Raw genomic sequence first — 13,746 nt, forward strand, 5'->3', positions numbered from 1 at the left:
CAGGTACAGCGCAATTTTTGAAAGTTACACCGCCCCTGGTAGGAGCGGGCTTGCCCGCGAAGAGGCCGGTACAGGCAACACAAGGCCCAAGGGCCACACCTTCTTTCCACAAGAACAATCGCTTCCGTCGAGAAGCAAGAGGGTCCACATGCACAGCAAATCCGCCGTCGCCCCCGCGTCGACCGTGGCCGCTATCGGCCGCCATCGTTTTCTGGTTCTGGCACTGATCTTCGTCATCACCGTGATCAACTATGCCGACCGCGCCACCCTGTCGATCACCGGCACCCAGGTGCTCAGCGACCTGGGCCTGGACCCGGTGATGCTGGGCATGATCTTCTCGGCCTTCGCCTGGGCCTACGCCTTGGGCCAGGTGCCCGGCGGCTGGCTGCTCGACCGCTTCGGCGCGCGCCGGGTGTACGGCATCAGCCTGATCCTCTGGTCGCTGTTCACCCTGCTGCAGGGCACCGTGGGCTGGATGGGCCTGGCCGGGGTGTCGGCGGCGGTGGCGCTGTTCTCGCTGCGCTTCATGCTGGGCCTGGTGGAGTCGCCGGCGTTTCCGGCCAACTCGCGCATCGTCAGCTGCTGGTTCCCCACCCGTGAACGCGGCACCGCCTCGGCACTGTTCAACTCGGCGCAGTACATGGCGGTGGTGGTGTTCGCCCCGCTGATGGCGTGGATGACCCACAGCCTGAGCTGGGAGCAGGTGTTCATCTGGATGGGCGTGCTTGGCCTGGTGCTGGCGGTGGTGTGGTTCAAGCTTTACCACGAGCCGCACAGCGCCCCGTGCCTGAGCCGCGAAGAGCTCGACTACATGCGCGAAGGCGGCGCACTGGTGGACCTTGAGAAAGAGCGCAAGACCACCAAGAGCAAACCCACCCGCGCCGAGCTTGCCCAACTGTTCACCAGCCGCAACCTGTGGGCGGTGTACCTGGGCCAGTACTGCATCACCGCGCTGACTTACTTCTTCATTACCTGGTTCCCGATCTACCTGATCAAGGGCCGCGGCATGACCATCATGGAGGCCGGCTGGGTGGCGGCGCTGCCGGCGATCTGCGGGTTTACCGGCGGCATTCTCGGCGGCTTCGTCTCCGACTGCCTGATCCGCCGCGGCGTGCACCCGTCCAAGGCGCGCAAGACCCCGTTCGTGATCGGCATGGCGCTGAGCACCAGCCTGGTGCTGGCCAACTATGCGGACGGCAACGCCGCAGTGATTGCCCTGATGACCCTGGCGTTCTTCGGCAAGGGCCTGGCGGCGGTGGGCTGGGCGGTGCTGTCGGATGTGGCGCCGAAGAAGATGGTCGGCCTGTGCGGCGGCGTGTTCAACGGCATCGGCAACATTGCCGGTATCGTCACCCCGCTGGTAATCGGCTACGTGGTGGCCAGCACCGGCTCGTTCCACAACGCACTCTGGTTCGTGGCCGCCCATGGCGTGCTGGGGATCTTCGCTTACCTGTTGCTGGCCCGTCGCTTCGAGCGTACCGGGCAGGCGTAGGCAGACGCCGGCAACAGGGCCCCGGGAGACCGGGGCTTTTTTATGGTTCTTCACGGATTGCCGGGAAAGTCATTCTTGATCTTCATGAAAAAGAACTCGCTGTCCCGGTAGCCGTAAGCCATCCGCTTGATCACCTTGATCCGGTTGTTGATACCTTCCAACTGACCCGTGTGCATCGGCCACCGCACCCTACTCAGGATGCCGCGCCAGTATCCCTTCAGGCGTTTAGCGAACTGCTTCAATGCCGGTATCGCGCTTTCATCAGCTAGGCGTAGCCACTGCTTCCAGGCTGATCGCCAGCCCCAGGCGGTGGTGGGTGACCACAGGGCTTTGAGCTCTGCCTTCATCAGATAAACCGTCATCAGCGATTGGTTAGCTGCTAGCAGATCCTGCAGATGTACCTGCTGATCTTCTCGCTTGAGATTTTCTGGATTACGCAGCAGGAGCCACCGCGCTTGCTTGATCACCTTGCGGGCGGGTTTGTCATGGCGCAAGCGGTTGGCCTCATCGACCCGCACCCGGTCAATTACCTCTCGCCCATACTTAGCGACCACATGAAACAGGTCATAGACCACGCGTGCCTGCGGGCAATGTTGGCGTACCTCCAGGTCAAATGCGGTGTTCATGTCCATTGCCACTGCTTCGATCCGTGCACAGCCCTCCGGCCCCAGCTCTTCAAAAAAGGGTCTGACAGCAGCTCGGCTACGCCCCTCGCCAATCCACAGCACCCGGCGGGTATCAGCATCCAGAACCACGCTGGCATAGCGATGCCCTTTGAACAGAGCGAACTCATCCATCACCAAGCGCCTGGGCTGGGCCTTCGGTAGATTTTCCAGTGCGTGTTGTAGCGCCCGTCGCTCCAGTAAGCGCACGCTGTCCCAATGCAAACCAAACAGCTCGGCGACGTGCAGGGTGGGCAGTCTTTGGCAAGACTGGATCACCGCCTCGGCCAAGCGCTTGGTCATCCGCGAATAGCGATCAAGCCAACGGACTGACTCCATTCGCTTGCCGCATGCCCTGCACCCGACGCGCCGCAGTTCAACATTCAACCGCACTGCACGGCCAAGAATGGGTAGGTCACGGATTGAGCGCTGGCAGTATTCGTGGATGGTGGTGCTGGACTGATGACAGCCGCTGCAAGTGGGGAATCGGGTGGGCTGCGGAATCAGGTCGATCAGCAGGTCATCGCCATCAGGCCTGATCGCAGTGACAGAAAAGCCCTCCCAGAAGGGCAGAAACGTATTAATATCGTGCACAAGAACGCCGGTTTGTAGATGTGTTTGCTCGCACGAACATCATCCATCAAACCGGCGTTCTTGTTTCTGTCTTTCCCGGGATTCCGTGAAGAACCTTTTTTATGGGCGCTGTATACCGCAGGTTAAAGGCGTTCTGATGCACTTGTCGTTTTCAGGCAAGCCAATCGCGACATCTGGCGTGAACGGAAATGCCGTGTCGTGATCGCGCACCTTCGGGGCGTTCTCGAATAATTTCCCCATGCTCCACGCGGCTTAAATGAACCCGAATTCGCCGGTGCGTTGCTCTGTGAAAGCGTGAACAAGGTCAACAACAGAGCGTGAGCGACGTGTCATTCTGATTGTTTTTCAAGGAGATACTGTTTCGCCTGCGCCTTCTGCCCTTTCCTTGTGTCAGCAAAAAGAGAACAAGATCAATGAACACCGTGGGAACTGATGGCAACCTTGCACAAGGTTTCAAGCCACGCCATGTAACGATGCTGTCGATTGCCGGCATTATCGGTGCAGGGCTTTTCGTGGGCTCCGGGCACGCCATCGCGGCGGCCGGCCCCGCCACCATAATTTCTTACTTCGTGGCCGGCACCCTGGTGGTGCTGGTGATGCGCATGCTCGGCGAAATGGCCGTGGCCCACCCCGACACCGGGTCGTTTTCCACCTACGCCGACCAGGCCATCGGCCGCTGGGCCGGCTACACCATCGGTTGGTTGTACTGGTGGTTCTGGGTGCTGGTGATCCCCATCGAGGCACTGGCCGCGGGGCATGTGCTCAACGCCTGGTTCCCCCAGGTGGACAGCTGGATCTTCGCCCTGGCCTCGGTGCTGCTGCTGGCCTGCACCAACCTGTTCAGCGTGGCCAAGTACGGCGAGTTCGAGTTCTGGTTCGCCATCCTCAAGGTCACTGCCATTCTGGGCTTCATCGGGCTTGGCTTCGCCGCGCTGATGGGCTGGCTGCCCAACCGTGAAGTCAGCGGCCTGAGCACCCTGGTCAACGAGTATGGCGGCTTTGCTCCCAAGGGCTGGTCGGCGGTGGTGGGGGCGTTCATCACCGTGATGTTCAGCTTCATCGGCACTGAGGCTGTGACCATTGCCGCGTCCGAGTCCAGCGACCCGGCGCGCAACATCGCCAAGGCCACCCGCTCGGTGATCTGGCGTATCAGCACCTTCTACATCCTGTCGATCTTCGTGATCATCTCAGTGGTGCCGTGGAACGACCCGCAGCTGGCGGTGGTGGGGTCGTACCAGCGCGCGCTGGAAATCATGAACATCCCCAACGCGGCGCTGATGGTCGACTTCGTGGTGCTGATTGCGGTGACCAGCTGCATGAACTCGTCGATCTACATCGCCTCGCGGATGATGTACTCGCTGGCCAAGCGCGGCGATGCCCCGGCCATGCTGAAGAACACCTCGAAGGTGGGTGTGCCCCGCGCCGCAGTGTTTGGCAGCACGCTGATCGGTGCGGCGATTGCCATCCTCAACTACTTCGCACCCAAGGGCGTGTTCGAGTTTTTGCTGGCCAGCAGTGGCGCGATCGCGCTGCTGGTGTACCTGGTGATCGCCATTTCGCAGCTGCGCATGCGTGGGCGGCTGGAGCGCGAGAATGCCAACCTGAAGTTCCGCATGTGGCTGTTCCCGTACCTGACCTGGGCGGTGATCATCTTCATCAGCGGGGCGCTGGCGGTGATGATGTACACCGAGGAGCACCGGGCCGAGGTGAGCGCCACGTTGAGCCTGGCGATCGTGATTTCGTTCCTCGGGATCGTGACCTCGCGGGGGCACAAGCGCGCAGTGGCGGCGCGGTCGGTGGGGTGATTTGGCGGTTGTGAACGGGGAGGGGCGCCAGAGGGCGCCCCTTTCTTTTTGCAACAGTTGTGCGGGCGATTTTGCGGGAGGGCGGGCATAGACTCCGGGCTTTGTCAGGGAGCTGCCACATGGAAAACAAAGGTATTGCCGACGGGGCTATGAGCGGGCGCTTCGACGAGGTGCTGGGGTTGATACAGGGGGCCCGCCAGCGGGCGGTGCAGGCGGTCAACACGCAGTTGATCGAGTTGTACTGGGAGGTGGGGGCGTATATCAGCCGCAAGCTGGCCAGTGCTGAATGGGGGGATGGTGTGGTCAAATTGCTGGCCGACCACCTGGCTGAAACGCAGCCCGGGCTACGTGGTTTCACCCGGGCGAACCTGTTTCGCATGCGCCAGTTTTATGAGGTTTATCAAGGCGATGAAATTGTCGCACCACTGGTGCGACAATTGCCGTGGAGCCACAACCTGATCATTCTCGGGCAGTGCAAACGCGAGGGAGAACGGGCTTTTTACCTGCGTATGGCTGTTCAGGAAAAATGGTCAAAGCGCGAGCTCGAGCGCCAGCTCAAGGCCTCGCTGTTCGAGCGCAGCGTGGCGCAACCGGCCAAGGCCTCGGCGGCCCTGACGCAAGCCCATCCCACCGCGCTCGATGTGTTTCGCGATGCGTACATGATCGAGTTTCTCGACCTGCCGGGCGGGCATGCCGAGGCCGACCTGCATCAGGGGCTGCTGGCCCGACTGCGTGATTTTCTGATCGAACTGGGCCGGGACTTCTGCTTCGTCGGTTCGGAGTATCCTCTGCAGGTTGGCAGCCGCGATTTCGCTTTGGATTTGTTGTTCTTCCATCGCGGCCTGAACTGCCTGGTGGCCATCGAGCTGAAGGTGGGGCGCTTCGAGCCCGAGTACCTGGGCAAGCTGGATTTCTACCTGGAGTCGCTGGACCGCAACGAGCGCAAGGCTCATGAGAACCCGGCGATTGGTGTGTTGCTGTGCGCCAGCAAGGAGGATGAAGTGGTCGAGTACGCCCTCAACCGCAGCCTGTCGCCGGCGTTGATTGCCGAGTACCAGACACGCCTGCCGGACAAGGCGTTACTGCAGGCCAAGTTGCAGGAGTTTTATGCGTTGGGGGTCAGGGATTGATGATCGGCCGCAGCCGTCGCGTTCTCTGTAGCAACTGTCTTGTGCTGGCTGCGCCGGCCTCATCGCCGGCAAGCCGGCTCCTACAGGTACAAGGCAGGCCTCGGGCTAATACGATCCCTGTGGGAAGCGGCCTTGTGTCGCGATGGGGCGCGTAGCGGCCCCAGGATTTCGGCATCATGCAGAATCATGATTTGCTTGCCGGTTTTGCAAACAAGCCCCGCGCCACCTCCGGCGCCGCAAACAACCGCTCGGCACTGTGCCCCACACCCGGCACCTGAAATTGCCTATGGGCAATGGCCACGCCCCAGGCCCGCGACAGAAACCCCTCATACCGCAGATAGCCCAACTGCCGCTCCACGCGATTACGCCCCTGGGTCTCGGCAGCGCAGCTGTGGTCCATGACTTTGCTGTCACTATGAGTGTCTTGCGCCCCTACCATGTAGGTCACATTCCGCCCGGCGTAACGCTGGAACAACTGGCGGGCATCCAGCCCCTGGCGGGCGAGATAGGCTGGTGGCTGCTCCAGGCCATAGCGGTAGTGGTCGTACCCCGGGCATAAACCTTGGTCAGTGAAGCCATCGCCCTGCGGCCGGTTGCGGTCCAGGTACAGGTACGAAGACGGGCTGGAAACCACATAGCGCACCCGGATACCTTGCGCCTGCCCCTTGCCCAGCACGGCATAGCGCTGCATCAACTGCGCGCCGGCCGAATGGCCGATCAGCACGATCTCCTTCAGCTGTGGATAACGCTGGCGATCGGCCAGGTAGGCGAGCAGATCATCCAGCACGCTGAAGGCGGCGATGCCGCGCTGGCCATCGGTCGATTCGCTGCCATGCATCCACAGGCCCTTGGGCCACAGCGGCATGCTGGCGCGGGCCAGCGGGTCGCTTGCGGTAAGAAAGTTTGGGGCCAGCAGCAAGGTGCTCGCGCGGTCGAGGCCGGCGTTGTGCAGCAGCGCTTCGCCGCTGCGGTAGTAGCCCTCGGCGTTGCGCCGCACGCCATGGACGATGATCACCGCGCGCCGGGCCTGGGGCTGGTCGGCATTGCCATAGACGAGCAAGTCATAACCCGGGCCTTGGCCAAGGTGCAGCGTTTGCACTGCGGCGTTGGCATTGGCGCAAAGCAGCAGGGCGAGCAGGGCGGTTATCCAAAGGCGTGGCATGCAGGCGTACCTTTGCAGAGCCCGTGACGGGCTGGTACTTGCCAGCTTACCGGTGTGGCTTCAAGGCTGCGATGAAATAGCTGTAAGTTTCGAGTGCTTTTAAAGTTGAAGTTATGGCCATGTTACACGGCCATAATTTAACTGTTTTGCAGTTGATGAATATTCCCGGCAAGTCGTGAACTGGCCAAAACGAGACTATACGTACCGGACAGCCGAAAGCCGCTATAAGCGCGTTGACAGCCAGCCGGAGCGGGCGCGCTAATCCTCCGCACTATTGGCCATTTGGGTACTCCGGGGCCAGTTGCAGTTGGGCGGCCTTGCCGCCGTTAAATATAATCCACAGCTTCCTGTGGTCGAGCCTGGCGCTGCTGGGGCCGGGCGTGTTCTCCGATGGCTCCGAGATTCTGGTGCTGGTGTTGTTCGGTGCCTATGCGCTGTTCATCGGTGGCGCGCAGGTGCTGGAGCTGGTGTACCCGAACGAGCTGTTCCCCACTGAAATTCGTGCGTTCGCCGTGGGCATGGGCGCGTCGATGTCGCGGATCGGCTCGGCGGCGGGCACCTGGCTGGTGCCGATGTCGCTGCTGCACCTGGGCATCGACAACACCATGCTGATTGCGGCGGTGGTGTCGGTGGTCGGCCTGATCGTGTCGGTGTGGCTGGCGCCGGAGACCAAGGGCATGAGCCTGGAGCGGGCCGCTTCGCTGGCGCGTTGAGGTTTCACGGTATCGGGGCTGCTTTGCAGCCCTTCGCGGGCAAGCCCGCTCCCACAGGAATGTGCATGCAGTGAGCTCTGCGCCGTCCCTGCAGGAGCGGGCTTGCCCCGCGAAGGGCCGCAACGCGGCCCCAATGGCTTGATGGCACAGCAATATTCAAAAATAAATGAGGTACTTTCTCATTCTCGTTCGGCAAGCAGGAAAGGCCGCAATACAGGCCAACCTGTCGACCCCGTACGGAGCGAGAAAATGAGTGCGTCCCCGATCCCACTGCGCCACCCCCTGAGCCGCGCCATCCAGGCCGCCGCCCTGGGCTTGCTGGTCGGCAGCCACACCCTGCCGGCCCTGGCGCAAACCGCGCCCGCCGGGCAGCACAGCCCGGTGCAGCAGTGGAACATCCCGGCCGGCCCGCTGGCCCCGGCGCTCGACCGCTTCGCCCGCGAGGCCGGCATCAGCCTGTCGTATGAGGCCGCCAGCGTGGCCGGGCGCACCACCCGCGGCGTCAGCGGCGCCCTCGACACCCCGACCGCCCTGGCCACACTGCTGCAAGGCAACGACCTGCAAGTCGACCAGCAAACCCCCACCGCCTACCTGCTGGTAGTGCCACCAAAACCCACCGGCCCGCTGGAAATCGGCGCCACCGAGGACTACCGCCTGGCCCCGGTGATCATCAACGCCAAGGTGAAGGTGGATGCCGGCGACGACAGCAATTCGGTAGTGGCCAAGGAGCTTTGGGTCGGCGGCAAGGTGGCCACCAGCATCCTCAACACCCCGGCCTCGGTGTCGGTGGTGACCCGCAAGGAGCTCGAGCAGCGCAGCGTCAGCACCACCGAAGAAGCCCTGCTGTACACCCCCGGTGTGGTCAGCGACTTTTACGGCAGTGACGACCGCAACGACTACTTCCAGATTCGCGGCTTCCAGGCCACCACCTACCGCGACGGCCTGACCCTGAGCTCGATGCGCGGCGTGCGCGAAGACCCGTTCGCCTACGAGCGCATCGAAATTTTGCGTGGCGCCAACTCCACCCTGTTCGGCCCGGCCGACCCCGGCGGCTCGGTGAACTTCGTGACCAAGCAGCCGCGCTTCGAGCAGTTCGGCCAGGGCTACGTCACCTACGGCTCGTACAACCACCGTGAAACCGGCATCGACGTGGGCGATTCGCTGAACGAAAGCAACACCGTCGCCGGCCGCTTCACCGCCAAGATGCAGAACAGCGACCGCGAGTACGAGCATTCGCAGGACGACAACCGCTTCGTGATGGGCGGCCTGACCTGGGCCCCCACCGACTACACCTCGGCCACGGTGATTCTCGATTACCTCAAGACCAACAGCTCGCCCAACAGCGGCGGCTACCCGCTGGACAAGGAGTATGACCGCGACAAGTTCTACGGCGAGCCCAGCTACAACTACCACGACGTCGAGCGCACCAGCCTCAGCAGCAACATCACCCACGACTTCGACAACGGCTTCGTGCTGCGCGGCAACCTGCGCTACAGCGAGCTGACCGACAACTACGGCTACGTCTACCTGAGCGACTCCGCCACACGCGTGGGCACCAGCATCCCGCGTTACCTGCTGGGCACCGACAGCGATGCCAACCAGTTCAACGGCAACCTGATGCTGCAGTACGACCACCAGTTCGAGCACATCGACAGCAGCAGCCTGGTGGGCGTGGAGTACCTAAACTCCTCGACCAAGGAGAGCTCGGTATACGACCTGGTGTCGTCGATCGACATCGCCAACCCGGTATTCACCGGTGTGCCCGCAACGCTGACGCCCTACACCGCGAAGAAGAACGACGTCACCACCAAGGCCGTGTTCCTGCAGCAGAACCTGTCGTTCTACGACCGCTTCATCGTCACCGCCGGTGTGCGCAACGACTCGATGGACCTGAGCAGCAAGGGCTACAACCTGTTCAGCACCCCGACCACCATCGATGAGCGCGACCACTACAACGCAACCTCCTACCGCGGCGCGTTGACCTACATCGTCACCGATGAAGTGTCGACCTACGTGAGCATGGTCGAGTCCGTCTCGCCGCCCCAAGTGGGCGTAACACCGCAGACCGGCCGCCAGTACGAAGTGGGCGTGAAGTACTCGCCGATGGAGATGGACGCCATGTTCTCCGCGGCCGTGTACGACCTCACCCAGGAGAACGTGAGCATTGCCGTGGTGTTGCCAAGCGGCATCATCGAGCAGCAGAACGTGGGCGAGTCCCGCGCCCGCGGGTTGGACCTGGAGGCCAAGGTGCAGGTGACCCAGGAGCTGAGCCTGATCGGGGCTTACTCTTACATGAAGTCCGACGTGCTGCGTGGCACCTTGCGTGACGGTACCTCGCTTGAAGGTAATGAGTTCACCACTGCGCCGAACCACACTGCTTCGTTGTGGAGCTATTACGATTTGCCTGGGACCGACGTGAGCGTGGGGCTGGGGGCGCGGTATGTGGGGGCTTATTACATGGATGCGGCCAATACCAAGCGCACCGAGGGGACTACGTTGTTTGATGCGGCGTTTAATTACAAGATTGCCAAGGGGACGGACTTGGCGGTCAACGTTAGCAATCTGCTGAATGAGCAGCATGTGGTGGGGTCGGGGACGGCTAACTACTACAACCCGGGGCGGGAGGTTACGGCTAAGGTTAGCTATAGCTGGTGAGGCCAGAGGCTGGAATTTATGAGATAGGGGGCCCGCTTTGAAGCGGGCCTTTTCATTGGCGCGATGACCGCTCCGTTATCCGGGATATTTTAATTGCGCTTATCTATGGTACAAATTCTAGTCGGGTAGAAAACTGACGTACTTGAACGGTGTAAAGGAAAGGCACCATGGCATTTGATCTCAGTAACACCTTGGTTGTCGGTATTTCCGCTACGGCGCTGTTCGATATGGGAGAGTCTGACCAGATGTTCAAGGCAGCACTGGAGGCAGACCCTGAAAGCGTGATTGATCACTACCGTCGCTATATGCAGGAACGAGAAGACGAACCGTTGATGCCCGGTACGGGCTATCACTTGGTCAAGGCGTTGCTCAGCCTCAACCGGTACGTGAGGGGGGACGACAAGTCGCCATTGGTGGAAGTAGTGGTCATGTCGCGTAACAGCCCAGATACCGGAATTCGTGTACTCAAGACCATCCGACGTGACCAGTTGGCGATAACGCGATCAGCGTTCACTGGCGGCGAGTCTGTGGCGGACTATATCGAAGCCTTCGATGTGGATCTGTTTCTCACCACCAATGTGGAAGACGCGCAGAGGGTTATCGACTCGAGGCAATGCGCTGCGGCCATCCTCAAGGCGCCGCCCGCCAATGCCCCTCAAATACCGGAAGGCCAAGTGCGTATCGCATTTGACGGTGATGCGGTGTTGTTTTCCGACGCCAGCGAATTGGTGTACAAGACTCAGGGGTTGGATGCATTCCAAGCCCAGGAAGATGCGCTCCAGCATACGCCCATGGAGGAGGGGCCCTACGCTAGCCTGTTGATGAAGCTAGCCAAGTTGCAGGAGCGTTTGCCAACGGGTGGCAAGGATTCACCCATTAGAATCGCCATCGTCACTGCGCGAAACTCCCCATCGGAAATGCGAGTGATCAACACACTGCGTGCTTGGGGCGTGTATGTGGATGAAGCTTTCTTCCTTGGCGGTGTCGGTAAGCCCAAGGTGCTTCGGGCGTTCAACCCACATATCTTTTTCGACGATCAAGATGTGCATCTGGAGGCGGCTGCCAGCTGGGTTCCATCTGGGAAAGTGCCGTACGTGACTAGGTCGGATGTGGCTTGACTGTTGCCACCTTTGGATTAGGAGGGAGCTTGGTCTGTCGAAGCGATGCTGGGCCATGGAGGGTAAAGCACAAAGGAAGGCCTCCTGAGTGCGCTTTTACGATACTGCGAGAGGCATTCCTGGCCAGCCGATAACGAGCCCGGCCACCCACTGTCGGGCACCTCCCATTCGGATATAAACCACTGAGTGAAGCACTACGACGTAACAGGCGTTTCTGTCTGTCCAGCATCAGCAGGGTGCTGAGCAGAAACAGCGCGCCCAGAGGGGCGCAGTGACTTAGTTTATCTCGGTTTGCGGTGCGGTGAGCTAGGTGTCAGTACTTCATCAACCAAGGCTGAAGTTCTTGAAGGTTGCTTACCACCAGTTGCTGGGCCTCGGGCAGTATTGCCATGTTGCGGTGGTCGATTTGATACCGCTGCAGCACATACTTCACCAGTGCCCGACGGCTGGAAACCATCAGTTGTCCTTGCGTCATGCCGAAGTCGGTTTCGATGATTGCCTTTTGCGCCGCGTTCAATCGCCAGTCAGGTTCGAAGATGATCGGTACCTCTATATTCCAGTCTTCGTCCTGCTCGCGGGTGTTTGGTGATGCGTCGAGTAAGTCTGGCTGCCCACGCAGGCGGCTGAGGACAAAGTCGCGGTACTGGCCGTTCTTTTCGCAGTAGGCCCGCACGTGCCAGCGCATGCCGGTGTAGACCAGCGTATGCGGTGCTATTAGGCGCACCTCGACGTTGGGGGTGTTGAAGGAAACGTATTCGGTTTCCAGACGCAGGCCTTCACGACAAGCCTTGAGCAAGGGGCGCAGCACCTCGGGCCGAATGGGCCGATCAGGCACTTCCAGCACCCTGGTGTGCGCATAAGCCAGTGCCAGACCATCAATGTGCGGGGCGCGTTCATTATTCTGGTAAAGCAGGTGCAGATAGGCGCTGGCGCTGTCTTGGATGAACAGCGGCTGGAACTGCGCGCTTGGTACATAGCCCTTGATCTGCTTGTCATACGTCAAGTTTTCGGGCGCATGTTCGGTGATGTAGGTATTGATGTCCTTCGACGCCTGCTGGCGGCTGATGCCGAAGCTCTGCATCAGGTGCCCAGTGGTCAGCCGGCCTTCCCACCAGGCTACAGTTTCGATCAGGCGATAGCGAAGTGCTAGGTCCCAGCGTACTTGGGCGATGGATTGTTGACGTTTCATGCGGCCTCCATGTGTGCCGATACTTTACCTGTATATATCCACATTATAGATATGTCGTTCATATATACATATCGTTTTTCTGGCATCGAATATCAAGTGGGAGAAACAGGCAGATGAGCACCTGCGATTGGGGCACGGTGGCCGCATTGGTAATTAGTCAGCCTGCTGGTGTTGCTGCTGCAGTACTTCAAGTTGCAAGACGTGTGGGAGGAGCTGCGCGGCTGCCGTGAGGCGCTGCGCTGGGCGCGGATCTTCGAGAGCGAAGACCAGGAACTCAAGCGAGCATTACACGCCGAGCGCCAGCGTAGCCGCGAGCAGCAATGCTCGCTCGGTATGGTCACCAAGAAATACGAGGCGTTTTGCTTCAAGCAACCGCTTGGTGAGCGAGAAATAAGCTAGGCTAAGGCGTTTTGCCATCATGCGCCCGAAAGCCATGCAAGCGCTCAGGGACGGCTGCAGCCCATCAAATACTCCTGGGGAGGAGGCATGCGCACACAAGTCATCATCGAGGATCACGTTCTGCCGCAATTGCTCACGTCGGCCATTGAGGCCTACGAGGTTTCGCACCGGGCGCATGCCCGCGGCAAGGCTAACAAAGGCCTGGAGACCTTCGGGTTGCTATGGGGTTACGGGCTGCCTGCGCGCAACGGCCTTCCGGCCCGCTTGGTGGCGGTGGTAGCCACGGTCGAGACGTCGGCACTGAGGCACACTCACTGGGTGGCCCCCGATTTCGAGTCGATCGGGATCAAACGTGATTTCTTCGGCGAGTACTGGCCGCAGTTGGAGCTCATTGGCACGTTCCACTCCCACCCCTACGAAGACCTTCCCAAGGTCAACAAAAATAACGGATGGCGCGGCTCGGAGGAGGACAAACTGTTCTGGCCCGCCTTCCACCAGCGGGTTTGCCCGGACATGGACGAACTGGCGCATCTGGTCATTGCCGTTACTGCCCTGGCCCGTAAAGGCTCGGCGATGCCCGCTCGGCTGGGGGGCAATGAGTACACCTCCGGCTACGTCATCAGCGCCGAGAAGCGAAAGCTGTGGATCAAGGGATACACCTCGTCCTTGCATGAGGAAATAGATGACGATGCGCCGTTTGATGAGGCGTTTTTGGCCGGTGATGTGGCAATGGATCGCTCTTATCACGTCTGGAAGGACGAAGACGTGCTGCTGGAAATACCCTCCCTGGAAGCACGCTTCCGGCATGAGCTGCTGCGCAAGTGAGG

General features: G+C 60.7%; 10 protein-coding genes and 1 pseudogene. 8 read left to right on the plus strand and 3 right to left on the minus strand.

Annotated elements, in window-relative coordinates; all coding sequences use genetic code 11:
* Positions 1 to 148: 148 nt before the first annotated feature.
* Entirely contained in the window at positions 149 to 1,492 is a 1,344-nt protein-coding gene (locus KSS93_RS06600; protein ID WP_217887625.1) for an MFS transporter, read from the plus strand.
* Between the two features lie 50 nt (positions 1,493 to 1,542).
* Here the strand turns inward: KSS93_RS06600 and KSS93_RS06605 are convergent, their stop codons facing one another.
* On the minus strand, positions 1,543 to 2,748 hold the full coding sequence (locus KSS93_RS06605) for an ISL3 family transposase (protein ID WP_217886287.1): 1,206 nt from the start codon (positions 2,746 to 2,748) through the stop codon (positions 1,543 to 1,545).
* A 413-nt stretch (positions 2,749 to 3,161) separates the two neighbouring features.
* Here KSS93_RS06605 and KSS93_RS06610 point away from each other — a divergent pair, with 413 nt between their 5' ends.
* Positions 3,162 to 4,553 carry an amino acid permease gene (locus KSS93_RS06610; protein WP_217887626.1) on the plus strand — a complete coding sequence of 464 codons (1,392 nt, stop codon included), beginning with the start codon at positions 3,162 to 3,164 and terminating at the stop codon, positions 4,551 to 4,553.
* A gap of 119 nt (positions 4,554 to 4,672) precedes the next feature.
* Positions 4,673 to 5,683: a PDDEXK nuclease domain-containing protein gene (locus KSS93_RS06615; protein ID WP_217887627.1), complete on the plus strand. Its 1,011-nt coding sequence runs from the start codon at positions 4,673 to 4,675 to the stop codon at positions 5,681 to 5,683.
* A 184-nt stretch (positions 5,684 to 5,867) separates the two neighbouring features.
* Here the strand turns inward: KSS93_RS06615 and KSS93_RS06620 are convergent, their stop codons facing one another.
* Positions 5,868 to 6,845, minus strand: a complete 978-nt coding sequence (locus KSS93_RS06620) for an alpha/beta fold hydrolase (protein WP_217887628.1) — start codon at positions 6,843 to 6,845, stop codon at positions 5,868 to 5,870.
* A gap of 332 nt (positions 6,846 to 7,177) precedes the next feature.
* Between KSS93_RS06620 and KSS93_RS06625 the strand changes: the two are divergent.
* From KSS93_RS06625 to KSS93_RS06635, 3 genes and pseudogenes are all read left to right on the plus strand, one after another.
* A pseudogene (locus tag KSS93_RS06625) lies at positions 7,178 to 7,558 on the plus strand (MFS transporter); the annotation flags it as partial.
* A 249-nt stretch (positions 7,559 to 7,807) separates the two neighbouring features.
* Positions 7,808 to 10,213 carry a TonB-dependent siderophore receptor gene (locus tag KSS93_RS06630; protein WP_217887629.1) on the plus strand — a complete coding sequence of 802 codons (2,406 nt, stop codon included), beginning with the start codon at positions 7,808 to 7,810 and terminating at the stop codon, positions 10,211 to 10,213.
* Positions 10,214 to 10,380: 167 nt separating this feature from the next.
* Entirely contained in the window at positions 10,381 to 11,331 is a 951-nt protein-coding gene (locus KSS93_RS06635) for a 5'-nucleotidase (protein ID WP_217887630.1), read from the plus strand.
* 313 nt (positions 11,332 to 11,644) lie between these two features.
* Here the strand turns inward: KSS93_RS06635 and KSS93_RS06640 are convergent, their stop codons facing one another.
* Positions 11,645 to 12,520 carry a BrxR family helix-turn-helix transcriptional regulator gene (locus tag KSS93_RS06640; protein ID WP_217887631.1) on the minus strand — a complete coding sequence of 292 codons (876 nt, stop codon included), beginning with the start codon at positions 12,518 to 12,520 and terminating at the stop codon, positions 11,645 to 11,647.
* Positions 12,521 to 12,688: 168 nt separating this feature from the next.
* Here KSS93_RS06640 and KSS93_RS06645 point away from each other — a divergent pair, with 168 nt between their 5' ends.
* Entirely contained in the window at positions 12,689 to 12,919 is a 231-nt protein-coding gene (locus tag KSS93_RS06645) for a hypothetical protein (protein WP_217887632.1), read from the plus strand.
* Positions 12,920 to 13,006: 87 nt separating this feature from the next.
* Entirely contained in the window at positions 13,007 to 13,744 is a 738-nt protein-coding gene (locus KSS93_RS06650) for a hypothetical protein (protein ID WP_217887633.1), read from the plus strand.
* The last annotated feature ends 2 nt before the right edge of the window (positions 13,745 to 13,746 follow it).

This window comes from Pseudomonas xanthosomatis, assembly GCF_019139835.1.
Classification (GTDB): domain Bacteria; phylum Pseudomonadota; class Gammaproteobacteria; order Pseudomonadales; family Pseudomonadaceae; genus Aquipseudomonas; species Aquipseudomonas fakonensis.

Bases quoted from the DNA above. Each gene is read 5' to 3' on its own strand.
- KSS93_RS06600 (WP_217887625.1), top strand. From the start codon at position 149: ATGCACAGCAAATCCGCCGTCGCCCCCGCGTCGACCGTGGCCGCTATC.
- KSS93_RS06635 (WP_217887630.1), top strand. From the start codon at position 10,381: ATGGCATTTGATCTCAGTAACACCTTGGTTGTCGGTATTTCCGCTACG.
- KSS93_RS06650 (WP_217887633.1), top strand. From the start codon at position 13,007: ATGCGCACACAAGTCATCATCGAGGATCACGTTCTGCCGCAATTGCTC.
- KSS93_RS06615 (WP_217887627.1), top strand. From the start codon at position 4,673: ATGGAAAACAAAGGTATTGCCGACGGGGCTATGAGCGGGCGCTTCGAC.
- KSS93_RS06610 (WP_217887626.1), top strand. From the start codon at position 3,162: ATGAACACCGTGGGAACTGATGGCAACCTTGCACAAGGTTTCAAGCCA.
- KSS93_RS06630 (WP_217887629.1), top strand. From the start codon at position 7,808: ATGAGTGCGTCCCCGATCCCACTGCGCCACCCCCTGAGCCGCGCCATC.
- KSS93_RS06640 (WP_217887631.1), bottom strand. From the start codon at position 12,520: ATGAAACGTCAACAATCCATCGCCCAAGTACGCTGGGACCTAGCACTT.
- KSS93_RS06620 (WP_217887628.1), bottom strand. From the start codon at position 6,845: ATGCCACGCCTTTGGATAACCGCCCTGCTCGCCCTGCTGCTTTGCGCC.